Below are 23,438 nucleotides of genomic sequence, written 5' to 3'. Positions count from 1 at the left end.
GGGTATGCGGTGGGAAAAATTTAATAAAGATTTTGAGCGATAGCTTAATAGTAAGTAACTATTAAGTTGTCGCTTTTTCTGTTTAAAAAGGTGGTGGTGCCTATGATTAGGCTTAACTATAAGTAAGTTGGTAAAAGAATAAGAATTGAATTTTTAAAAATACTAAGGAGAAAAAACAAATGAATATGTTAGACAATCTATTAATGCAAGGACAAGTATTTTTAGCTAGTAGCTCTGGTAGTGATATTCCTAAAAAAGTCACTGACGCAATCAATGGGCTGGATAGCGGAGTGGCTTCTATTGGTAAGGCAGTCGCAATTTTAATGATTTTAGTTTTAGGAGTTGCCTGGATGAGTGGCCGCAATGGTGCACAATGGGCTAAAAGCTCACTTGGACGAGTTATTTGTGGCCTGGCCATGATTGTGTTAGCCGTAGACTTAGTGGCTTGGATTATGGGTGTCTTTAAGTAACCTTTAAGCTAAAGAAGAGGGAGCTTGGCTATGACCAAAATAAAATTTTTGAACGTTCCAAAAAAAGAACGGTATGAGTTGGTGGGCAAGCGTTTTGGCAAAAATAGTAAAGCAATGGATATAGCTACTGCTAATGCAAAGGTCAAAGCGATTGCAGAAGAATTAGATGAAGATAAAAAAGTAACTGTGGACTTAGAAGTTGATTCAAACGAAAAAGTTTATACAGTTAGTAACGTATCAATTACATCTGCAGACAAATATTCAGGCCTTCAAAGCATGGCCGATCGGTTACTTACTAATACAGATAATAGTTCAGAACAAAATGCGACAATGCTTAACTTAGCAAACGTAATTGAAGCTGAGTTGCAAACAGATAATTTGCATGAAGATATAAGTGAAGATGTTGATTACTTGTATGCTGATTCAGAAAATAAAAGTGAAGAATTAGCGATAAATCGGAAGGAGAAAGAAAGTGAAAAAAATGATGATTCACGCTCCGTGAGGGGCGTGGCCCCAGAAAATGAAGACAAAGAAGACCCAAATGATGATTTGCCTAATCTTGAAGAAGTTTCTACTGTTAGCCCTAATCCAGAAGATTTTTTATCTGGCGAAAATGATGCTATTCAACAAAAAAGTGATATAGACAAGGAAGATACTACAATCCTTACTCGTTCATCTTATGTTGCAGCCAAAAGTCTTTTTCAAGCTATTACTGATAAAGACAGTCAAACCGTTTTTAATATAGATGAGCTAAGGAAGCGCTTAGGGTATGTAACTAATCCGCAAGATAAATATCAAAGAGAACTTAATACTGCAATTGAACAGGCATTGGATAAATGTCACTTAAGAACTGCGGCAGTTGAATACGAAAAAGCAACGGGAAAGTTAAAAAAGAAAGCACTTAATGAGTTAAATGATGTCTACGATGAAGTCAATAAGAGCTTATTGGAAGATACAATTGCTGGCAAAGCGGCTAACAAATTCAAAGAAAACAAAGCACAAGCTGAAGCGGAAAAAAGTGAAAATAAAAAAGAAATAGTTGAAAAGAAAGCAGCAAAAGCTAAGGAATTAGAGGCTGAAGCCGAGAAGGAAATAGCCGAAGCTACGAAAAGAATAAAACATGAAAAGCAAGTTGAACAAGAAAACTTTGAACATGCTCAAGACTTGCTGCTAGAAAAACGTAATATGTTGGTCGATAGAGATTTGGAGAAGAAAAATCAATCTACCGAGATTAAATACAGAAATACAGAAGTTCAAGAAAGAAATAGCACATTACGAGATAAGCACCAAGAAATTGAAAATCAGTACAGTAAAGAGATTGAAAAGGTATTTGAGCACCATCGAAGCAAATTTGAGCAGAATACTGACCATCTAGTAAAGAGTATACAGGCGCAAGCCGCGCTAATTGAGCGGCAAAAAAGAAAAGATGAACGTGCAGCAAAACTTGAGCAGCAAAATAAAGCTAAAATTATCAAAATGCAAGAAATTGCGGCTTTGAAGAAAAAGGCCAATGAACTTAAAGAGCAAGAGCTTGCCTATAGAGAGAAACATGATAAAGAATATCCGGAAGAACTGACCAAAACTCTGTCTGCCGGTGTTGCTCAAGCTATTAAGGAGGCTTTGAGGGAACAGCGAGAAGCAGCTAAGACCGGTAAGACTATTGATTTGGATAAAGCAATTGACAAGCATATCAAGGAAGATAGCCTGTTACCAGTTATTACTAAACCTGATAAATCGTTAGCGGTTAATGGAGAATTTAAAAAGCCAAATGAAGAAAAAAGTTCGAAGCCTACACATAAAGTTGTGCGGAAGTTAGGTCTAGCAGCTATCCTACTCTTAGGGTTAGGATCGCTCGGCTATTATGAGTATGTTAATCTGCAACCTAAGTCAAAGCTGACGAGTCAGGAACACAAATCTGCTGTAATTAAGCCAAACAAAGCAATCCAAGACTCGGAAAAAACAAGTGGTCGTAAGCGAGTGACAAGGTCAGGAAAACACTCAAGAACACAGCATAAATCTGGGCGGAAAGTGCATGATAGTAATGTGTTGCTTTACTACGCAGCAAAGAGCTGGTCAGCCAAGATTGATGTAATGGACGGTGCATTGGGTCAAGGCGATATTAGAGCGTTAAAAGAGATTAATGACGCCCACTCAACGTGGATTAGCAAATTATATTATGCAATCGCTGCAAATGATCAGAATAGTATGAGGGCAATCTATGTACAATTGACGCCACGTCAAAAACAGAAGGTTAGCTATGCAGCAAGACATGCAATAGCATTGGCTTTCTATAATGTTAAAGATTGGCAGAATGGTTGGCTGGCAAGAAATGGGTATTAGGTAGAAAGCAAAAATGAGCAAAAAGGGTAGGTGGAAAATATGGATAAAGATAAGGTGCAGGCGTTCTTACATAAGATCCAGCACCAAATCAATAATATTAACAGCAAATGCAATACACTATTACGATCAAACAAACTTATTAGACACCGTACGGCAGGAGAGGTGTTGCCGAATTCGCGCCAAGCGCAAACTCCTTTAAAAATCCCAAATAAAAAGACAATGGTTTTAATGATTATTGCCTTTTTGTTTTTCCTGTACATAGACAACAGTATTCATTGGCTAGGAATTCTTCTGAAAAGTGAAAGTCAAAAGTCAGCATTTCACAGTATACCCCTGGCTCAAGCGTTGATTTTAGCGTTAAATCCATTTCACAGCAAAATTGGGTTTAACGAAGTTTTTATTTTGTTAATAATTAGCCCAATTATTACGGTATTGGCTTTACAAAAAATTGGCATAGCAGTAAATGGTGAAACAGACAGCACGATAGCATACGGGCAAAAAGGCGATAGCCGCTTTACAACTAGAAAAGAAATTCAGGAACAGTATAAATGTATTCCAGAAAAAGATAAAACTTTTTCGGGATACGGCGGCTTTCCAATCAGCCATTATCAACATGACTACTATATTGACGACGAACCGGTTCACAATTTGATTTTTGGGACGAGCCGTATTGGTAAAAGTGATGGTGTGATAGTACCAATGCTTGATAATCTCTCTCGTGCTGAAAAGCAGTCAAGCCTAGTAGTCAATGACCCCAAGAAAGAACTGTATACAGCATTTGCTGATGTGCTGAGGGAACGTGGCTATGATGTTTACTTATTCAATTTGGCAGACCCAATGAATTCGATGAGCTATAATCCTTTAAGCCTAGTAACAGAAAAATTTCAAGAGGGTAAAGAAGATGAGGCCGATCAACTACTAAATAGCGTGACGTATACGCTTTTTCGTAAGAAAAAAGAAGGAGAAAATGCGTGGGTTTATCAAGGCGCGCAAAGTGGCGCTAATGCTTTTAGCGCAGAAATAATCAGAATGTGCTTGAATCCAACTAAATTCGCAGATGGAAAAGCACACCCAGAAAAAGTAACCCTACATAATTTGGATGAGTTGGTAACGCAATTGAATAGCCAGTATTACTTAAAGCTTGTTAACAATAAGGTTGAGCAGGTTAGTGTGCTGGATGATTATTTTGATCACTTGCCTCAAGATTCATATGCTAAACAGGAATATGCAATTTTGAAAACGCAACCGGGCAAAACCCGTGGGAATATTGTTGGCAATTTACTGCAAGATTTAAAAATATTTCAATTACCCCAAAATGCTGCTATGACAAGCATGAATTCAATTGATTTACGAAGCATAGGCTTTCCTAAATACGTTAAATTTAAGCTGCCAGTGGAAATGGAAGATCAAAAGATTATTTTACGTTTTCGAAAACCGCAAAAAAATGGCTCAAAGCATTCGAAAATCATTAAAGAATTTCCAATTATAGTTGGTATTAAAGGTTATGTTGACTACAATTTTGACGTGCAGCTTCAAGATGGTGACTGGATGGAAATCTGCTATCAGGAAAATGCTACTAAAGTAAAACATAGCCTTGTTGAGCTTAGTTTTAGTAAAAAAACGACCACACAAAATAATCATCAACTTGCAACTAAAGTGCTATTTGATGAATTAGAAATTTCAAAAATTAAGTTTCACTATTCGGATAAGCCGACGGCAATCTTTCTATCAATTCCTGATTATGATAGGTCAAATAATGCGATTGCTGCAATCTTTATTCAGCAAATGTACAGTGAGTTAGCAAGACAATGTGCAAACGTAGCTGGAAATAAGACGGTGCGCCGCGTTAATTGTATTTTTGATGAGTTTGGCAATATGCCAACGATTAGTAATATGGACAATTTAATGACCGTATCAGCTGGTAGGAATATTCTTTTTACCCTAGCGTTGCAGTCAGATAAACAATTATATGATAGCTATGGTCGTGAAGTGGGTTCAACGATAAAAGAAAATGGGCAGAATCAAAAGCTGATTAAGTGTATTGATAATCAGACTAATGAAGACTTTAGTAAGTCTGCTGGCCAGCAAACGATAGAAGCAAGTAGTGTTGGCAATAGCGCCAATAATCATGGTAAGTCAACTAGTACTAGTATCCATGCTGAGGCAGTACCGATAATCACAGCTAGTCGGCTTTCTCAAATGCTAGCAGGAGAGGACTTTAATATCAGAGCAGTACATAGATTTGATAAATGGGGTAAACGGGTAAGGCCGTACCCTATTTTTAATACCGGTGAAACCATCATGCCTGGTGCGCACACATTCATGAAGAATTTGAATATGCGAGCCAATCCGAATCTTGTTCGCGTTGAATCCTTACATAAGGATTTGAATCTAAAAGAGCTGGAGATTGATTTTGTTGATTTTCTTAGGGGAACAGCCAGCGAGGCTGCAGTAAAAGCATATGAATCAAATGTTAACGAAAGCAAGGTATCAGCACAACAACCTGAGATTTCAAGTAATGGAGATAAACAAAAAATGGATAATTTGGAACAAATTGAAGAAAAAATAGTAGATGAAGATACGACTGATGAGCAAGAGGAAAAGCGTAGCAAGTCAGATTTTGCCCGCTTGGTTGTAGACTACAAATCGCATGGATTAGAAGTTGACCTAGCGGAAAAGATATTGTCTGCATTTGATGAAGACGATTCGGCCAGAGTAAGAACCTGCATTAACAGTATTGAAGATGATGAAATTAGAACGGAGTTAGAAAGTGAATTTAACAAGGAAAGTAGAGAATAGAGGTGGGTTCAATGATATTACTAACAGGCATAGCTCCAGTCAACGCCTTGCACAGCGCACTTAAATATCTACACTATTCAAACATTTTTACCCGAGCATTCTCCATTTTGCAATGGTGGATTATCCAGGGAGTATATGGTATTGCTAATGCTACCAGCGAATTTATGAATAAAATGCTAAATGTAGGCAATTTTGTTGACCAGGTTGATGGCAAGGGTGAGATTGGCAATTTAATGCGTATGGGTCAAAAGCTAGCACCGATGTTAATGATCATTTGCTTAATGTGGATAGGCATTAAAATTATTATTGATCACCACCCACCAAGGATAAAAAATGTACTAGTTCAGTTATTTATCAGTGCTTTTTTGATTACAAATATTGGCCCGGTAACGTCCTTCCTAACAGCAACATCAGTTCAAATGGCACAAGGTATACTGGGGACTACGGGTAAGGCATCAAAAGGAACAAGTTCATTACCCTTTGAAGTCCTCAAAGACCATACTAATGACCTAGAGTACATGATTGATACGAATTTCAAAGGAACCAAGGTTAGCTCTAGCTATGCGACAAGTACAGCTCCAGCTAAGCTACATTGGGGGTTAAATGATTTAAGCCGATCGAAAGTGGACCATGGTGAAGTGGATTTCACGGAAGTACTGGATTACGCAAAAATCAAAGACGGCTCAGAGCTAGAAAAGAAAGATCACCCTTACAAGAAGGGAAATTATGATAAAACACCAGGAACACATTTTCTTTACGGCTGGTTAAAATACACGTCTAATGATACGCCAAAGGAAAATGGTAAAGGTTCGAAATGGATTGCTAATGATATATGGCACCTGTTTGATTTTTCAATGGGTGGCTATTTACGCTACACAATCAATTTCCTTCCTGTTCTGATTTGCTTGTTGGCACTAGCTTTTGCATATATGTTTGCAGGCTACGCAATTGTTAAATCTTTTATTGATATTGTCGTAATGGAAATTTTAGCTACGGTTATTTTTGCAACCGACTTAGATACAGGCCAAAAAACAAAAAAAGTATTAACATCAATCTTTTCAGCGGTGTTATTAGTAAGTTTGCAAGCCTTTGAATTAGCATTTTATCAAGCCGCAAGTGCGTGGGCCAATAAAGGCATAACTAGTGCTTGGGGGTTCACGATTTTTATGCTTGCGGCAACAATTATGCTAATAACTGGGAATGAAAAAGTTAGTCAATTCTTTAATGTTGATACTGGCGCTCAACATGGTTGGAGAGCAGCAGGTTCCGTTATGTATGGTGCCAAACAACTTGGTCGTATGGGAGCAGCAGCTATGTCAGCACCAGTTAAGGCTAAAAATGCTGCAAACAATCTTGGAGATAAATTTAATAGTGCTGGCAGTATTAGACGTGCTGCTAATAAGCAGGCTAAAACTGGTTCACGTCAAAATGCAGTTAATAAAATGGCCGGCTTCGATTTGTCTGGCAATGTGATTAAGCAACCTATTGGAATGGATGGTCAGCCAACAGATGGCTTGCCGCCGATTGGGCAGACGTCTTCTGCAAAGAATAAGGCAGATAAAATTCAGAGAAAGGCTTCTGATACTGCTCAAGGAGAACCGAGTGTTCCATTTAGTGCACCCGAAAATGAAAACCAGCAAGAAACAGACGATGTGCCTAAGTCACAGGGACCACAGCAAAAAACGACAAATCCTGACGACTTGTCGGAAAAGACTACTATAATTCCTAACCCGGTTTCTAATCCAGCTGGGGCAAAGACAGGAAGTAGTAACGGTGTAAAACCTAATTCAGCTAGTCCGAAAACTCATGCTACTTCTACTACTCCAATTAGTAAGTCTAACTATAATAGCTGGAAATCAAGGGCTAAACAATACGATTCACAAAATCATTTAACCAGTAGCAACGGTAAGGTTGGTAGATACAGTCCAGTAGACTATAATCCAGTTACTTCAGCGCCGTACACTTATAACGAGTGGAAAGATAATGTTAACGATGTGAGGACTAATGATGTTCCTAACCGAAATCTTGATGGTTCTGACTTTATTGCTTCAAATGATGTTAACAAAGTTGATCGTCCAACAGAAACTCCTACTAGTAGCTATGTAAAAAACAATTTACAAAAGCAAAAAACAGAAAATAGGCGTCCATCTGATGATTCTGGTTCTACTATCCCGCCTAAGTTTAGGAAGTAGGTTGAGCTAAATGGACGAAAAACAAACGTATCAAGGAACATATGATCGTAAACATATGCTGATACCAAAAACAACTAAAGTTGCAATCAAAATCTGGCTTTTTAACCTTATTGACATAGGTATTGTAGTTTTATTGACAATGCTAGGTTTGAGATTAGGTAATATATATTCAACTTTGCCCGTTTTTAAAATCATATCAGCAGTTTTAGGTTTTATGATAGGAATATTTTTAATAATGCGAACGAACGCAGCACCCGGTATGAGAAATTGGCGAGTGCTGCTTTTTGTTTTGTTGCAAGACAAAGCAAGTTATTATCCAATTTCACTGTCAAACGAAGATGAGCAAAAGCCGAAAAAAAGGAAGGAGGAGAAAAAATTATTGTTTATTAACAGAACAAAAGAACAGAAGAAAGCTGAAGAAGACATTCGCAATACTTTGGCGCTAGGTGGTCCAATTAACTGTACAGAAGATGGAATAATGATTTTCCCAGACGGCAAGGTAAGTCGTTTTCTAAAAGTAGCCTCCACGGCACTTTTTGATTTATCTGATTCGGAGCTAGAAAAATGGCAGGATAGTTTAACTCATTTGAGTCGGACGTACTTAGAAGACTGTTCCTACTTTGCTATGCCGTCAAAATTAAATACTAGTGTAAACCAGCGTTATTGGCGGTATATGCGCCAGCATTGCGATACTTCAACTATACAAGGTAGACGGCGTGCCAATGATATAAGCGAGCAAATTGCCAAAGCAGAAATGGTTGAACGCCGGCCAGATCAATACAGCTCCAAAGATTATTATGCTGAAATTTATGCTGAAAGTATCGAGGAAATACGTAAAGCAACAAATATGTTCATTTTGGAAAGTCAGGAACTGCACCCGCAACGACTAAATCGTGCACAAACGGAGGCTGTTCTTTGTGACTTAAACAATCCAAGCGATGGTTAGAAAGGAAATATAAATGAAGACCTTAGAAAAACTGAAAAAGGCTGGCCGTCAAACATTATTTGCTGATAAGCGAGGCCGGGTTAAAAAAAGGAATAATAAGCAAGTGTTTTCACGAGACGACCAAAAGCGGCTTGCAGAAGAAGGGTATGATTTGCAGTTTATTGCGGCTTACCAACCAAAAGGTGGAGTTAGGTTCTATGACAAGTATGCAGCATTAGGCAATGGGTATTTTACATTCTTAAATATAATCTCTTATCGCAAAGATCCTAATCTTCTGTGGCTATATGAAATGTTTGGCTTTGATTCAACACAAGTTAAAATGGAAAGTCATACTGAGAAACTCGACAAAGTTCAAACTCAGCTTAATCGGTCGATTACTGAAAAACAGGATCAAGCGGCTAAAGGCCGGTATCAAACTGATATGGATAGTGCAGATGAGGAACAGCTACACTTACGAGAATTAGCTATCATGTTTAATTCGGGTACTGAAATACCGAAATCAATTAGAATTCAGATAAAAATTTACGCTGATACCTTGCCTAAATTAGAAGAAAAAGTAAGTGAGATCAGTAGGGCATTGAGAGGAGACGGATACCGCGGCGTAGTGTTCCAGTTTACACTCGCAGAGCAATATAAATCCTGGTATCAAAGCTATTCTGAACAAGAACAGTCTTTGATTACTCCAACTGGAACGACTATGGGAGCTGCTGCTATTGGCGGCGGTATTCCATTTTATGGTCAATATTTGTATGACCCACATGGTACGTTGTTTGGCCACACTTCAACCAATGGTGCCTTTATTTTTGATAGATTTGCACATACGCCCGATCGTACGTCATACAATATGTTGTGTTTGGGTACAATGGGGTCGGGCAAGTCTACTTTTCTGAAAATGAATGAAAAAAGTGATTATGATCGCGGCTATTTTGTGCGAATTATTGATAAAAGCGGCGAATATTCACGGTTAGTTAAAAGCCAAGGCGGAGTCGTGATTAAGCTTGATGGCTCAGAAGGTATGATAAACCCTTTACAGGTCTTAGCTACTGCAACTTCAGACCAGGATAAAACTAAATTTGATGAAGCTGCCAGTTTTCAACAACACATTAAGAGAGTATTGGTTCTGTTTAGCAATGTTATGAATAATGCTTTAGATGTGACCACAAAAACTGAATTTAGCTCGCTATTACCAAAATTTTATATTAATTGCGGACTTCTTCCTCAAGACTGGCAAAATCACCCTGAGAAAATCCATATTACTGGATTAGCGCCAGAACAGTACCCAACACTTTCTGATTTTCGCAAGTTTGTTGAAAAATTAACTTCAAATGACTTTCTTAATGCAATTCATGCCACTTCAAAGCGAAGATATAGCTACGAGCAAATCAAGATTGCTCTAGACAATATGATTGAAAACTACGGACGTTTATTTGATGGAAAGTCTAGCTTACGAGATTTAAATGATATTCAAGTAGTTTCATTTGATACTTCAACATTGGCCAATATGGACGAAAGCATTTACCACGCACAACTATTTTCTATTCTAACGTTAATACAAAATCAAGCAGTCATTAATGGTCGGAAACAAGTGGCCAAAAAGGACATTGATCGGCAATACTTTAGCATTTACTTTGATGAGTGTCACAACATCATTAACACTAATAATATGCTAGCTGTTGAGCAGATTGTCACGATGATGAGGGAGTTTAGAAAATACTTTGCAGGTATTAACTTGGCCACTCAGGATTTAGGCGCGATGTTACCAGACCATGTTTCTTCATCTGACCTGGAGACTTTAAAGTCAGTTGCCCTATTTTGCCAATACAAGGTAATTTTTCGCCATGAGGCAGGACAACTTGATAAATTGCATAAGCTGTTGGGCGATACTCTTAGCAGTTCTGACTACAGTCAAATAGCTAAGCAAAAGCAGGGTCAATCAATATTTACGATTGGTACTACACAACGAGTTAGTTTAAATGTTGAGCCAAGCCGCCGTGAACTTCAACTGTTTACAGGAGGAAGGTAACACCCAATGTTTAACAGGTTAAAAGGCTACTTGCAACGAAAGGCAATTAAGTGGACAGTAATAGCAACTTCTATCGTATTGGCTATTATGCTGTTGTTAGCTGCAGGGTCAAGTATTGGAGGCAGTTTTGTTTCCTTACTTTTATCCTTTCAACAACAAACGTGTGATCAAAAACAGGACGAAAGCAGCGGCAACTTAGCAGTCAGTGGCTATAGTAAAAACGTAATTAGTAAAGCGATTGCAGTTGCAGAAGCGGTAGGGGCTGACTTACATATTAAGCCAGCCCTTGTTTTTGCCCAACTAGCCGCTGAAACAGGAATGATTGATAACGAAGTGGTGCGTAAAGATAATAATTTCGGTGGTGTTAAATACAATTCTTCGTTTAGTGACATAGCAACACCGGGAACTGTGTCTGATGATGGCGACCATTACGCTCACTTTAAAAGCATTAGTGGCTTTGCGACCATTTACCGTAACACCATTAAAAATATGATTGGCAATAAGAAAGTTGATTCATGGACTGACTTTGTTTATACGATCAAAGCTAAGGGCTATATGCGCGATTCTGCAGAACATTACATATCACTCGGCAAGACTTGGTACACCAATTACAACAGTTATGCCAAAAAATATGGCGGCAGTAAAATTAATGTTTCCACCAGTAACAATGGGTCAAGCACTACTGATAATACTGCGAATGATGGTAGCAGTATTTGTCCTGATACCAATGAAAGTTCATATTCAGGCACATGGACCTGGCCGTTTACAACAATTAAAAATGATGAACCACAAGGCTTAGATGGTGGTGAATATGGGCACACCTCTTATCCACGTGGTAGTACAAATTTCCATGACGGTTTTGATTTTTCTAATGGCTTAAATGGCGTTCACAACGGCTCAGCAGTTGTAGCTGTCACTTCAGGGACAATCTACAAAGTCGGCTATGACAGTGCGGCATTATACTACGTTTGGGAAAAAGCAGGAGATTACAATATTATTTACCAAGAGGGATTTAGCAAAAATAGTATTAGCGTTAAACAAGGCGATAAAGTAAAAATAGGTCAAAAAATAGGCACACTCTCTGGCTCGCATGTCCACCTAGGCATTACGACAAATAAAAAGAATCCTGCTATGAATAAAACAAAGTCACCGGTAGCTAATGGATTTGATCACCCAGATTGCTGGTTAAATCCACTCAAAGTTATTAAAAGCGGCCTCAAAATGAAATGATAAAATACCAAAAGGAGGTTCTAAAATGAAGACAAACAATATCAAAGTATGGCAATATTTCTGCTGGCTACTTGCTTTTTTGTCTATTTTATTGGCAATCTTTTCATTGCCTAAAAATGGGAAATTGACCGACATTCAAGCCGAAATTAAGTCTACTAACAGGGCGATTGCTCAAGCAGCTAAGCCAAATGATGATACAACATTGAAGCATGTCAAATCTTTTGATGTAGTTAAGGCAGAAAGTACGGCAAGCGCAAAGCTCTCCAATGGCCTAGAAATGGCTTTGGGAGGCTATAAAAACGGTTCAGAGTACCAACACCATAGAGCTGAACTAGACCAGCTATTTGGGCGAAAATTTGATACGCTGCTATATAAAATGAATGGCAATCCTGAAAGCACTTATGCGGCAGCAGACAATGCAAAATTTAAGTTTACGATACCAGAAAAAGCAGTGGCTAATATCGGATTTAATGATGTAAGTACCCCTGAACATGCGCAAGTCACCGCAATTGTTCGCTACAAGCCAAGCTATTTGACCTATGGCGTAATAAAAATAATTGATATTGATTACGATTTAAATAAGCAAAAAGTTAATGTTGCTCATCTGAACAATTTGCAAAATGCTCAGTTAAAAGGATTCTATGATGAAAATGATTAATAGGAGGTGAACAGTAATGTTTAAACGTAAATATCAAATTGTTATGGCAGTTTTTATTACAGTAATCGGTTTGGCAATATTATCAGTTAATAAATATCAGCAGTCGATTATAGATACCAAAGTAGCTAAGGAAAAAGCCGTATTAACTGCTCAAGAGCATAGACTAAAAACTATTGCTGATAGTCAAAAAGTAAGAACATATGCTAGTAATCCAATAGCCCAAAAGAGTGAGCAGCATAATAGAGAGGTTAAATTAATTCAGAATAATGCCAATGCTTTTTTTAAACTGCTATATACAGTTAATAAAGATGACAGTCAACAAGACTTGAATATCCGTAAACGAAATCAGCTGCGCTATGCAACGAGTGACGCAATAGTTCAGACAGGATTAAATATTCAGTCGATTAAAAGCGTTAAAAAATATGACGAAACAGCAGAGCATTTAAGTGCTACTGCGAGTGTGAATGTACCCGATAGTAATAAAGTTTATTCAGGTATTATCAAAGAGAATTTTATTCAATCATCAATCAACTTTACTGGTAAGCACAATCAATCAGACTGGTACCTGTTTGAATATGACGCTAAAACACAGAAGTTTACTAAGTTCATCTTGCTTGGTTTCAACTTTACTCATGAAAGCTGAGGCAACATATGATACATAAAGCTATAAAAAGATTAGCCTTTGTGGCTAGTCTTTTTATTATTCTTTTCGTAGGCTTTACACTTGAAAAAAATCACATAGTGGGCCAAAGAGATAATCAATCTGCTGTACAAATTCAGCAAAAAAGTTCAATTTTATTTTTTTATCGTAACGATTGCAGTGATTGTAAAAAGATATTCCCGCTTGTCAGTATTAACCATGATTTAGGAGTACCAATTCAATTTATTAATACTAATAACACAGAAAATCATCAAAAAGCCCGAACACAATATAGCGTAAAAGCTGTACCTACTTTTATTTTGATTAATAAAACTGGAACAGAAATTAGCCGTTATACAGGTTCAAATTGGGGAAGTATTAAGCAGTTTTTAAAAAAATCAAGAAAGCAGGTGAACAAATAGATGGATAATTTTATTGATGAAATTTATAAACATTTAGGGTTTAAACCCGCTAAAAAAGAATATAAACCTGTTGATCCATATAAGCATCGTAAAAGCTATTTAAAACGAACAGTAACATTTCTGGTACTTATTGTTTTAGGCTTCACAGTCCCCCTATTTATCAATAATAAGAATCGTTATATTGTGCCCAATACTAGTACGACATACGTAACCGATGGAGCAACAATAAAAAAAGTAGATTCTCAATACAATCCTGATACTCATTTATTAGTAAGTACATTTTTTATTGGAAATCAAAATAATATTGATGATACTTCTGAAGATAAAAACCTGGCCAACTTAAAATACAAAGTTAAATACCATATTCAAAATCAAAAAACAGAAAATTATCCTACTAAGATTTTCAGAGTAAACGATCATTTTATGGTCATTGAAACTCAAAATGTTGACCCCGGGTTTGGAATTTTGGAATACGATATTACTCCGGAAAAAATAAAATTAGACTTGGATACTGATTATTCAAACGATGTTTTAAATTCATACGTTCAAGAAGTTAAAGTCAAACATTCAAGAAGTTTAGCTGTTCGTAATGCAGCGTTTTACTCACAAATGTATAAAGACTTTGCAATCAATAAATATCAAGCAGAGATAAAAAATTTGACCCAGAATATTAAAAAACGAAATCGAATTATTGCAGATGATAAACACATTTTGGCCAAGTTAAACGAAAAATTAGAAACAGCTTTCCAGCAGGATAAGAGCAATTTACAAGATCAAATCAACGATACTGAAAGTGACATTGATAACCAAAATAAAGAGATAAAAGAAAGCAAAACTAAAATAAAAGAGTACGAAAATCGAATCAATCATGTGGCTATGACCTATCAAAACTAGAATTTTAGAGAAAAATCAATTTTTAATAATGCTGATATATCAGCATTTATAACCGTCCCAGTTTGGGACGGTTAAATCTATTTCACAAATCTAACTGGAACAAATGGCATTATATCAGCGTTTATAACCGTCCCAAACTGGGATAGTTTAGCAAAAAAATGATAGCACCCTACTAATTCCCCAGAACCGCTTGGCACCGCCAAGCTACTCGCTTACCTTTGGTAAGCGATAGCAGGTTCCCTTATGCTCTTTACTAGAAGTTTGTGAAAAGTCCATTTTAGATAGGAGAGCGAGTAAATGACAGACATTTATATCCGTAACGTACCGGAAAAAACGGTTAACAAAATCGATCGGAAAATCCAAAAATTAAACCAGCACAATAAATCAAAAATCACTCGTTCTGGTTATATCAGGACGATTTTAAAACAGGAGGCAGATAGAGAAATTGAAACTTATCAGCGAACAAAATTTGAAGCGGCATTAAAACATGAGATTGAGTTGCACGAGCTGGAAATTAAATTAATGACGCACATTATTCATTGCTTTGCAGAAGGAGAAGTTACAGAAGCAATTAATTTTGTTGATTCACTGAACGGGAAAGATGACTAATGAAGCTGATTGATGAGAAAGAATTGTTGGAAAAACATGTCAGGATTAGTAAAGAAGATTGGAATTTTATTTTAAAACTTAAGAACAGTGAACCGACCATTAATAGTCTTGCAGATGTGATTCATAGACTGGTTATTAAATATAAACAAACAGAGCAAAATGAACTGATTTTACAAAATGAAAAACAAATTCTACGCACGCTGGGAGGAATGGGAAAAGATATAAGTATGGGGAACCACATGCTAGGAGAATACTTATATGTTCAAGATTTAGAATACGTTCGTCATGGCGTTAGCGAAACGGTTAAAGAATCCGCGATGAAACTTGTGGATCGTGATATAAAAAATGCGCAAGAGAGAAAAGCAAGTAAACAAAAATAAGAGGTATTTTGTAAAGGTAGGTGAAAATCGTGAGCAAGGTACCACACATTATTTTGACTAGCAAATTTACGTATGCCACAGTTGGCCAAAGTAAAACTGATTACGGCCGATATGCGACCGACTACATGAGCAGAAAAGTAGCCTTAGAAAAAAGAGCTTATCTAACGCCAGAAGAAGAAACTGAGTTGCTGCAACGTGAAGCCGAAACAAGAGAAAATAGTAGACTTTCATTATTTGAAATGGACAGTCAATATTCCGTCCAACTGAAAACTAATACGCAGTTGGCCAAAGCAAATAAGACTGAACTAGAAAAAGAAAATTTTATTTCTTTGACCAATGAAGATTATGGTAAATATATCGGCTATATGATGAGAAAGGAAGCACTTGCTGCTAAAAAAGAAAAAGAAGGATTAACTCCCAAAGAAAAGCAAGAACTAGTTCGCGTTGCTAAAGGAGCTGCACAATATGACATGCCAGCGGTTGGCAAGGATAAAGTTCTGCAAGGTTATTTCTCCTGCGACCAAGACACAATCCGCTTGAAAGAGTTAACTGCAATTCGCGAAAAAATGCGAGCCGCACAAGCTAAACATTCAATACTTTGGCAAGACGTAATTTCTTTTGATAATGAATATTTAAGAAAGAGAGGCGTGTTTGATCCAACAACAGGGTACTTAGACGAAGACGCAATTCGTAAAGCAAGCACTAAAATGATGAACGTTTTATGCGAAGAAGAAAAGCTAAATCAGCCTTATTGGACTGCGTCAATTCACCGCAATACGGACAATATCCATATTCACTTTGGACTCGTCGAGGCAACAAACTCGCGCCGCATTATTGAATTTACTGATAAAAATGGCGTGCTCCGGAAAGAACCTAAAGGCAGTCGCAAGATGGCCACCTTAGAAAAAATGAAGCATGCTTTTACCAGTTCCATGTTTAATACAACCGAGTTACTAAAAGAAATGAATCTCAGGCGCAACGAAATAACAAAGGCAATTGCTGGTGAGCTTGATAAAACAGATAAAGATTTAAATTTCCAAAAACATTTAAACGCATTTGTAAAAACTTTGCCGGAAGACAAAAATAAATGGAGATGGGCTAACCTTAATACAGAGCAAAAAAGCAAGTTGACCAACCTGGTTGACTTAACCATGAAAGATAATAAGGATTATCAGAAGTGGGACCAGCTTTTTAAAAAATATCAGACTTACTATGAAGATATGTATGGCCATTCCGCTAAAGAGGAAAAAAATAATGCGGCCAAAAAGTGGGACGATATGAAACGTCGTTCTGGAAATGCACTTTTAAAGCAAATTAAAGATGTAGACGAAAAGGTTCAGTCTGTTCATTCAATTTATCAAAAATCACAAAAATCCGAGTCAACAGATAAAATAAAAGACAAAATTCAATCTGCTAATTTGAAGACAAAAAGATCAAGAGCAAGATTGAGTTATGAAAAAAGGCATAGGCTATATAAAGAATTTAAGGCAAAGGGACAAAAGAAAATTCGTAATCAACGAGAATTTGATCAAAAGCTAAAGCAAACTATCAGGCCGGTTTTTAGTAAAACGGCCAGCAATCAAATTTATAAAACGGTGCACCGAAACCTTGCTAAAAATTTGACTACTTTTGAAAAAGCGCAGGCGCTAACTGACTACGAGCAAATGCAACGTTCAATTGAAATTGAACAGGCAGAGCGCTAAAAATAGGAAAAATTTGTGCCTTACTTTTGCCTTACCAACAGGAGGCTTAAAAATGGATGACAGTACGCAACACAATGTTTACTCAAAAATAACTAGCAAGTATCAAGTTACTTTACCAAAAGCAGTTCGCGAATATCTAAAAGTGTCAGCCAACGATACGATTAAATGGTCACTGCGTCTTCATACTACCGGAGAAATTAGTGTATCAGTGGCTCACCCAGATTTGTGGGAAATCATCAAAACTCAAAAAGCTGCATTAGGCGACATAGACGTTTCAAGCTTTGCTTGGGAATAAAAAATAGCTATTAGACGACAAATTTTCTATTTGTCGTTTTTTTATTGAAAAAATTTTAAGGAAGGCGTTTTTAATGGAAATACATCAAGGCGACATAATTTGGTTGGATTTAGAGCCGGCAAGAGGGACAGAAACCAAAAAGAAAAGGCCTTGTCTAATCGTAAGCAATGACAATTATAATCACATTTTTAATACGGTTATTACCGTACCAATTAGTATGGCCGATAAGTATCAAATAGAAGAGAAATACAAGGAATCTCCAATGTTTGTTCAAATAATGCAAGATCAAATTCATGGTACAGCTTTGTTGCAACATGTTCGTGCGGTTGATCCGGCTAAGAGAATTGACAGTAAAGTGGAGGCAACCTTGCCCCCTGGTAAATTGAAAGAAATCTGTACCATACTCAGTCAATTCTATTAAATAAAAATATTAATTTAGAAGCACTTAGTTAAGCAACTAGGTGTTTTTTTTATAGGGAGATATTGGAAAATGGAAATGAAGAATAATAAACATGATGAATGGTTTGATACTATCTACAATGCCAATATCATAGATTTGTGTAACTTTTTAGGCATTGATTTAACCAAAGAGAATAAGGAATATCGCGGCGTTGAACATGATAGCTTAGTGATTTCACCTACTATTAACGCCTATAGCTGGAATTCTCGCGGCCTCAGGGGCCGTGGGGGCTGGGCATTTATCAAGGATTATGTTTTAGATGACCACGATAATCATTTAAGCAAACGTGAATTGGTAAAAAAGATGAAAGCTTTAGGGCAGCAGCTTGGCCAAAGCAATGTAAAAAAATTTGATCCGCTTCAAGTACCGACTGAAAAAAGGGAGCCATATGTTTATCCGCAAAATCATATTGTCGATAATATTGATCAAGTTAAAAATTATCTATATCATGAGCGTAAAATAGACATTCGTTTAATAAATTGGCTGCATAATCGGGGCTTATTAGATCAGGATAAGCTTGACAATGCAATTTTTGTCGAACGTGACTTATTTACAAATAAAATCCTAGGTTCAGTTAAGCAAGGCACACACATCGATTACCATAAATATGGCAAACGGGGGACAGCTAAAGTTATTGATAAAAATTCAGAGCCTTATTCAGCATGGCAGTTTACTGTTGGTAAACCTGAAAATGTTAGATTTTTTGAATCGCCTATCGACGCCATGTCTTTTTATCAACTAAATCCAATAAAAAATTCTATTTTCATATCAATGAATGGATTGAAGAAAGAAATTGTCAGCAAATATTTAACTGAAGTTGATAGTCTGTTAGCTTCAAAATACAAGTCTGGTATCAAGACAATTGCATTAGGCGTCGATAACGATACTGCCGGCCAAAAGTTTGTCCAGAGTGAAACGAAATACGAATTTCATAGTAATGAAGGAAAAATTGTCAAAATTGAAAGTACAACACCTAGCGAAGCCACTGGAAAAGACTGGAATGATGTATTAAAAGCAAATTACGCTACCAAAGAAAAATCTAAACAAAATGACAATTCAAAAAAAGAGACTAATACCACTATAGATAAGTCAGCTTCGGCACCCAAAGATATTGTTAAGACCTCAATGTCAGACCTGATGAAAGATGTAAATAATTACTTTGTCGACCCAGCAAAGACTGTAGAGTTATTGAACTTCTTAAGCAATTTCCGGAATTATTCTTTTCGCAACCGCATACTTATCCAGAAGCAGCGCGAGGGTGCTTTAGCCGTTGCCAGCTTCACTAAATATCGCCAAATGGGATATTCAGTCAAAAAAGGCGAAAGAGGAATCAAAGTTCTCGTTCCCTTTGAGTCCAAAACTTTTATGCGCAATAAAAGCAAGGTGCCCGTTAAATATGCGACAGCCGCAGAAAAAACCAAAATTAAAAAGGGACAAATTTTCGTCTATAAGGAACTTAGATTTGTTCATGGTAACGTATTTGACGTTACTCAGACCAATATGCCCAAAGAAAAATATCCAGAAATGTATCCTAACCGGCATTTAGATTTTGACATTAATAATCCGATTGATAAGACTAAACTTGATCAGCATCTTGATAAATTTGCGCAAAAATTAGGGTATTCCGTTAACAGAACTCTGTCTGAAGCCGACTACAGTAATACTTTTGGAATTGCAAAGGGGGTTACCGTACCAGCAAAAAAAGCAATATACCTCAATCCTAGCAATACTGGGAGTGAAATGACGACAACTCTAATGCACGAATTAGGGCATGCACAATTACACGACCTGCCTGGCTCTAAAACCAAAGACTTATCCCGGCCACTAAAAGAATTACAAGCTCAAATGACTTCTTATTTGGTGGCCAAAAACTATGGCATTGATACTCGAGATTACACCGTAGATTACATTGCTGGCTGGACAGACAACGGGAAAAAGCTTGACCAATTAAATCCAGAAATGCAAGCAAAAATTCTTTCAAATACCACTAAGGCTGCCGATCGCATGATTAATTTCATTGAAGAGCAGGCGCCTAAAGTTGAAATTGAAAAAGATCGCGAAAAACAAACAGAAAAAAGGCAGCCAATGTCCCAAAAACAGCTAGCCGCTATGTATGCTAAACAGCAAAATTCAATTCAAGATGAAGGGCTAGAATTAGGATAAGGGCTCGTTCTTTTAGCTCCTCTTTAAATCTAATATTTATTTAGCCATATATCATCATAAAAATGTCTAGATATGGTATAATATAAGTAAGGATATTGGAGGTTCTAAAATGAGTGCAACAATCGTAAAACTACTTAAAAGCAAAAATTTAAGCGTTGCTAAAGTCGCTGAGACCAGCAATGTTCCACTTAGTACCTTGAGGAACTCAATTGTCAAACCAATTGAAACATGGTCAATCAGGGTACTTAATGCGTTTGCAATTGGTCTAAACGAGAAACCAGGAGATTTATTAAATATGTTAGAAACAGAACCATATATTTTAGATATTAACGATGAAACTCAAACTATCCAAGGCGTTTTTATTGCGAATAAAGAAACTTATCAGCAAATTAGAACTGTCGTGGAAGTCAACCATCTAGAAGGATGGAATCCCACAAAATCAGATATCCAGGAATTACTTGATGAAGCTATCCAGCCTGATCCAGTAATAGCTAAGCGCTTTGAAGAACTTTGGGGTAAAAATAATGAGTGATTGGATTAGTGAAACCCTATATTCAAATGGCGTTCTAAAAAATAAGCTCCATATCCATGACCAACAGGAGTTAGAGAAAAAAGAGTATGAATTATCCGCTCGGAATGCTTTGTTCTTGTTGCAAAAAAAGCCCCAAATAAACAATATCGGAGACCTTAAGAAGGTACACCAATTCTTATTTGGTGAACTATACGATTGGGCCGGTAAATATCGCCCCGGCAATTTCAATAAAAACGGGTATGAATTTTTTGATCATACTAGATTCGATTTTGCCGAAAAAGATATTAATAACATGCTGCACAAGCACCCCGCGAGAAAGCCTTTGGCTAACAAAGACTATGCTGAGCTGCTAGACGCAATTAATTTTATGCACCCGTTTAGAGAGGGCAACGGCCGTAGCTGCAAAGTTTTTCTTTCTGCATACGCGGCTAATCATGGCCAAGTAATTGACTATCCGCGAAGAAACAAAGAGATGATTGAAGCGCAAAATGAAGCTAACGTTGACAAAATTGCTAAACTGATTAAAGTTGAGAACACACCCAGCCGCAATCGGGCGTTCCAAGTACTAGCCTCGCAGCAAAGTGCTGGAAAGACACTTAGCCAAGCGGAACTGGCAAAAAAATATTCGGAACAACAGAATAACGAGCAGCAGGAACTGGGCAACGATGGACTTGAGCTTTAGTTAGTCAAAAATATTAGACCTAACGAAAGTTCAGTCTTTTTTACGCAAAATTTATGCTGAGAGCGCAATTCTATGGTCAAGTTCATTGATATAGCAAGACAATTTTAACCAAATAATTAACCAGATTGATTGATAATAAGAGGACAGCCTATGCTGTCCTCTTTAATTTAGAAAGGAACACTTTGAAATATTTAATACTAGTTGAAAAGCCTTCTGCTGCTCAGCACTTTGCTGAAGCTTTAGGCGGTTTTAGTGGATTTATCAATTTAATACCCGGCGGCTCCGGAACAGATAGCTACGATATTATTGCAGCACACGGACACTTGCTTGAGCTAAAGGAACCTCATGAAATGGTGGCACCAGATAAGGTGGCCAAATATAAGGACTGGACTAACTTAGGAAATTTTCCTTGGGATCCTACTGACTTTACTTGGGAAAAGCAGCCCAAAAAAGATTCTAAAGAGACACTTGACAGAATCAAAAAGGCTGCCCTTGGCCACGATGCTTTTATCATTGCAACAGATGACGATCCTTCAGGAGAAGGTGACGTCTTGGGTCAAGAAATAGTCGATTATATAGGTTGGCATAAGACAGTCCTGCGTGCCCGCTTTGCAGACGAATCGCCGAATTCAGTTAAAAAGGCTCTGGCCACACTTACTGATGTCAGCAATAAAGCAACGTATGGCCAATACCAAAAAGGTCTGGCGCGTGAAAGATTTGATTTCTTATCAATGCAGCTTTCCAGAATTGCATTGATTGCTGAACGAACGGCAAATTACAACGTCAGAAAACAAGCTCTAGGGCGCCTTAAATCAGTAATCATTGGGCTAATCAATTACCAGCTTGAAGCGCGGAAAAACTATGTCAAAATACCGTTCTATGAGGTGCGCTTTAAGGATACAGCTAATCATATTTTTAAAAATCCAGATGGCCAACACTATGAGCAACAAGCCCTTGCTAAGCAGGCAGCAGCCACCTTGACCTCCTCTGCTATTCAAATTACCAGTGAAACTTTAAAACACCAGACACCGCCACAATTACTTGACCTTAGTCACTTATCAGTTATTGTCGGTAAGCAAGGCTTTAGGTCTCAACAAGTCCTTAATACCTATCAAAAAATGTATCAAGATAAAATTGTTTCTTACCCTAGGACGGCTGACCGAAAAATTACCCAGGAAGACTTTAATGAATTGCTGCCCCTTGCTCCCCAAATTGCTAAAGCAGTCAACATTGATCCGCAGTTATTAACTCAAACAACCTGCCGGCCAAAGTTTTTAATCAAAAAGGCTGATCATGGCGCTAACCGCCCAGGACCTAGTGTTCCTGAAAACTTGGATCAGATAGAGCAAGAATATGGCCGCTGCGGAAGGATAATTTACGAAACGTTGGCTCGGTCTTTTCTGGCAATTTTAGGCGATGACTATACCTACAAGCAAGTTGAAGCTTGTCTATCTTCATACCCCGACTTTAAAAGCAACATTAAAATACCCCAAGACCAGGGGTACAAAAATATATTCAATCCAAAAGAGCTGGAAAAGTCAGATGAAGAAGTATCCGTACACCAATTTGAGGGTCAAGCTACCCCGTTTGTCTTTGAAGGACAAAATCCCATGCCGCAAGCACCAGGGCACCTATTCGTAATTAACTATTTAGCAAAAAACAATATTGGTACTGGTGCCACGCAAGAATCAACGCTCGCCGCAATTTCTACTGGCAAGGATAAATTGATTGAGAATAAAAATGAAAAATACAGCTTAACCGATCTAGGTTTAATTCAGGCCATGATCAGCAAACACACGCAAATTGCTAGTCCCAAAGTGACTCTGAAGTTGCAAGAGGCTATGGACCAGGTTGGCCAGCTAAAAATGCCGATGATGAATGTGCCGAATACGATGGCGCAGATAGTTATCCATGATAAACAAGCAATGCTAAACAATCAAGCCGCTTTAGCTTCGTCTCAACAGCTGCTAAAGGCTAAAGAAGAATGGGCCAAAGCTCAA

Annotated in this window: 20 protein-coding genes; all 20 read left to right on the top strand. The window is 37.5% G+C overall.

Features of this window, described 5'->3' with window-relative positions:
- Window positions 1-179 precede the first annotated feature (179 nt).
- Window positions 180-470, top strand: coding sequence for a major capsid protein (locus tag AC2JF7_RS07685; RefSeq protein ID WP_500728104.1), 291 nt, complete (start codon window positions 180-182; stop codon window positions 468-470).
- A gap of 30 nt (window positions 471-500) precedes the next feature.
- Window positions 501-2,810 carry a hypothetical protein gene (locus AC2JF7_RS07680; protein WP_500728103.1) on the top strand — a complete coding sequence of 770 codons (2,310 nt, stop codon included), beginning with the start codon at window positions 501-503 and terminating at the stop codon, window positions 2,808-2,810.
- A gap of 39 nt (window positions 2,811-2,849) precedes the next feature.
- Window positions 2,850-5,609 carry a VirD4-like conjugal transfer protein, CD1115 family gene (locus tag AC2JF7_RS07675; protein ID WP_500728102.1) on the top strand — a complete coding sequence of 920 codons (2,760 nt, stop codon included), beginning with the start codon at window positions 2,850-2,852 and terminating at the stop codon, window positions 5,607-5,609.
- An 11-nt stretch (window positions 5,610-5,620) separates the two neighbouring features.
- The gene (locus AC2JF7_RS07670; RefSeq protein WP_500728101.1) at window positions 5,621-7,801 is read left to right on the top strand and encodes a pLS20_p028 family conjugation system transmembrane protein; all 2,181 of its coding nucleotides are present in this window, start codon (window positions 5,621-5,623) and stop codon (window positions 7,799-7,801) included.
- 10 nt (window positions 7,802-7,811) lie between these two features.
- A complete protein-coding gene (locus AC2JF7_RS07665) occupies window positions 7,812-8,747 on the top strand; it encodes a DUF5592 family protein (RefSeq protein ID WP_500728100.1) in 936 nt (311 codons plus the stop codon).
- Between the two features lie 13 nt (window positions 8,748-8,760).
- Entirely contained in the window at window positions 8,761-10,770 is a 2,010-nt protein-coding gene (locus AC2JF7_RS07660; protein WP_500728099.1) for a VirB4 family type IV secretion system protein, read from the top strand.
- Window positions 10,771-10,776: 6 nt separating this feature from the next.
- Window positions 10,777-12,000 carry a peptidoglycan DD-metalloendopeptidase family protein gene (locus AC2JF7_RS07655; protein ID WP_500728098.1) on the top strand — a complete coding sequence of 408 codons (1,224 nt, stop codon included), beginning with the start codon at window positions 10,777-10,779 and terminating at the stop codon, window positions 11,998-12,000.
- Window positions 12,001-12,025: 25 nt separating this feature from the next.
- Window positions 12,026-12,658 carry a hypothetical protein gene (locus tag AC2JF7_RS07650; protein ID WP_500728097.1) on the top strand — a complete coding sequence of 211 codons (633 nt, stop codon included), beginning with the start codon at window positions 12,026-12,028 and terminating at the stop codon, window positions 12,656-12,658.
- A gap of 16 nt (window positions 12,659-12,674) precedes the next feature.
- Window positions 12,675-13,301 (top strand): hypothetical protein, encoded by a 627-nt coding sequence (locus AC2JF7_RS07645; RefSeq protein WP_500728096.1) that lies wholly within the window; start codon window positions 12,675-12,677, stop codon window positions 13,299-13,301.
- 8 nt (window positions 13,302-13,309) lie between these two features.
- Window positions 13,310-13,720 (top strand): thioredoxin family protein, encoded by a 411-nt coding sequence (locus AC2JF7_RS07640; RefSeq protein WP_500728095.1) that lies wholly within the window; start codon window positions 13,310-13,312, stop codon window positions 13,718-13,720.
- Window positions 13,721-14,614 (top strand): coiled-coil domain-containing protein, encoded by an 894-nt coding sequence (locus AC2JF7_RS07635; protein WP_500728094.1) that lies wholly within the window; start codon window positions 13,721-13,723, stop codon window positions 14,612-14,614.
- 297 nt (window positions 14,615-14,911) lie between these two features.
- Window positions 14,912-15,223, top strand: a complete 312-nt coding sequence (locus AC2JF7_RS07630; RefSeq protein WP_500728093.1) for a hypothetical protein — start codon at window positions 14,912-14,914, stop codon at window positions 15,221-15,223.
- A complete protein-coding gene (locus AC2JF7_RS07625) occupies window positions 15,223-15,603 on the top strand; it encodes a hypothetical protein (RefSeq protein WP_500728092.1) in 381 nt (126 codons plus the stop codon). The genes AC2JF7_RS07630 and AC2JF7_RS07625 overlap by 1 nt, the downstream gene beginning before the upstream one ends.
- A gap of 20 nt (window positions 15,604-15,623) precedes the next feature.
- Complete coding sequence (gene mobP2, locus AC2JF7_RS07620; RefSeq protein ID WP_500728091.1) at window positions 15,624-17,306, top strand: MobP2 family relaxase; 1,683 nt, start codon at window positions 15,624-15,626, stop codon at window positions 17,304-17,306.
- A gap of 52 nt (window positions 17,307-17,358) precedes the next feature.
- Window positions 17,359-17,601, top strand: coding sequence for an AbrB/MazE/SpoVT family DNA-binding domain-containing protein (locus AC2JF7_RS07615; RefSeq protein WP_500728090.1), 243 nt, complete (start codon window positions 17,359-17,361; stop codon window positions 17,599-17,601).
- Between the two features lie 73 nt (window positions 17,602-17,674).
- Window positions 17,675-18,022 carry a type II toxin-antitoxin system PemK/MazF family toxin gene (locus tag AC2JF7_RS07610; protein WP_500728089.1) on the top strand — a complete coding sequence of 116 codons (348 nt, stop codon included), beginning with the start codon at window positions 17,675-17,677 and terminating at the stop codon, window positions 18,020-18,022.
- A 69-nt stretch (window positions 18,023-18,091) separates the two neighbouring features.
- On the top strand, window positions 18,092-20,224 hold the full coding sequence (locus AC2JF7_RS07605; RefSeq protein WP_500728088.1) for a toprim domain-containing protein: 2,133 nt from the start codon (window positions 18,092-18,094) through the stop codon (window positions 20,222-20,224).
- 109 nt (window positions 20,225-20,333) lie between these two features.
- Window positions 20,334-20,756 carry a helix-turn-helix domain-containing protein gene (locus AC2JF7_RS07600; RefSeq protein ID WP_500728087.1) on the top strand — a complete coding sequence of 141 codons (423 nt, stop codon included), beginning with the start codon at window positions 20,334-20,336 and terminating at the stop codon, window positions 20,754-20,756.
- Window positions 20,749-21,438: a Fic/DOC family protein gene (locus AC2JF7_RS07595; RefSeq protein WP_500728086.1), complete on the top strand. Its 690-nt coding sequence runs from the start codon at window positions 20,749-20,751 to the stop codon at window positions 21,436-21,438. The genes AC2JF7_RS07600 and AC2JF7_RS07595 overlap by 8 nt, the downstream gene beginning before the upstream one ends.
- Before the next feature lie 182 nt (window positions 21,439-21,620).
- Window positions 21,621-23,438: DNA topoisomerase (locus AC2JF7_RS07590; RefSeq protein WP_500728085.1), on the top strand; the 1,818-nt coding region annotated here is incomplete at its 3' end.

The sequence above is a fragment of the Lactobacillus sp. XV31L genome, from assembly GCF_059900865.1.
Note: the sequence above shows the minus strand (reverse complement) of the source record. Positions and strands in the feature narration are given on the sequence as shown.

What these genes read in the sequence shown, in the direction of transcription:
- AC2JF7_RS07615 (WP_500728090.1), top strand. Translation starts at nt 17,359, where the DNA reads ATGGATGACAGTACGCAACACAATGTTTACTCAAAAATAACTAGCAAG.
- AC2JF7_RS07670 (WP_500728101.1), top strand. Translation starts at nt 5,621, where the DNA reads ATGATATTACTAACAGGCATAGCTCCAGTCAACGCCTTGCACAGCGCA.
- AC2JF7_RS07630 (WP_500728093.1), top strand. Translation starts at nt 14,912, where the DNA reads ATGACAGACATTTATATCCGTAACGTACCGGAAAAAACGGTTAACAAA.
- AC2JF7_RS07660 (WP_500728099.1), top strand. Translation starts at nt 8,761, where the DNA reads ATGAAGACCTTAGAAAAACTGAAAAAGGCTGGCCGTCAAACATTATTT.
- AC2JF7_RS07610 (WP_500728089.1), top strand. Translation starts at nt 17,675, where the DNA reads ATGGAAATACATCAAGGCGACATAATTTGGTTGGATTTAGAGCCGGCA.
- AC2JF7_RS07600 (WP_500728087.1), top strand. Translation starts at nt 20,334, where the DNA reads ATGAGTGCAACAATCGTAAAACTACTTAAAAGCAAAAATTTAAGCGTT.
- AC2JF7_RS07605 (WP_500728088.1), top strand. Translation starts at nt 18,092, where the DNA reads ATGGAAATGAAGAATAATAAACATGATGAATGGTTTGATACTATCTAC.
- AC2JF7_RS07675 (WP_500728102.1), top strand. Translation starts at nt 2,850, where the DNA reads ATGGATAAAGATAAGGTGCAGGCGTTCTTACATAAGATCCAGCACCAA.
- AC2JF7_RS07625 (WP_500728092.1), top strand. Translation starts at nt 15,223, where the DNA reads ATGAAGCTGATTGATGAGAAAGAATTGTTGGAAAAACATGTCAGGATT.
- AC2JF7_RS07645 (WP_500728096.1), top strand. Translation starts at nt 12,675, where the DNA reads ATGTTTAAACGTAAATATCAAATTGTTATGGCAGTTTTTATTACAGTA.
- AC2JF7_RS07665 (WP_500728100.1), top strand. Translation starts at nt 7,812, where the DNA reads ATGGACGAAAAACAAACGTATCAAGGAACATATGATCGTAAACATATG.
- AC2JF7_RS07640 (WP_500728095.1), top strand. Translation starts at nt 13,310, where the DNA reads ATGATACATAAAGCTATAAAAAGATTAGCCTTTGTGGCTAGTCTTTTT.
- AC2JF7_RS07680 (WP_500728103.1), top strand. Translation starts at nt 501, where the DNA reads ATGACCAAAATAAAATTTTTGAACGTTCCAAAAAAAGAACGGTATGAG.
- AC2JF7_RS07655 (WP_500728098.1), top strand. Translation starts at nt 10,777, where the DNA reads ATGTTTAACAGGTTAAAAGGCTACTTGCAACGAAAGGCAATTAAGTGG.
- AC2JF7_RS07635 (WP_500728094.1), top strand. Translation starts at nt 13,721, where the DNA reads ATGGATAATTTTATTGATGAAATTTATAAACATTTAGGGTTTAAACCC.
- AC2JF7_RS07685 (WP_500728104.1), top strand. Translation starts at nt 180, where the DNA reads ATGAATATGTTAGACAATCTATTAATGCAAGGACAAGTATTTTTAGCT.
- AC2JF7_RS07595 (WP_500728086.1), top strand. Translation starts at nt 20,749, where the DNA reads ATGAGTGATTGGATTAGTGAAACCCTATATTCAAATGGCGTTCTAAAA.
- AC2JF7_RS07650 (WP_500728097.1), top strand. Translation starts at nt 12,026, where the DNA reads ATGAAGACAAACAATATCAAAGTATGGCAATATTTCTGCTGGCTACTT.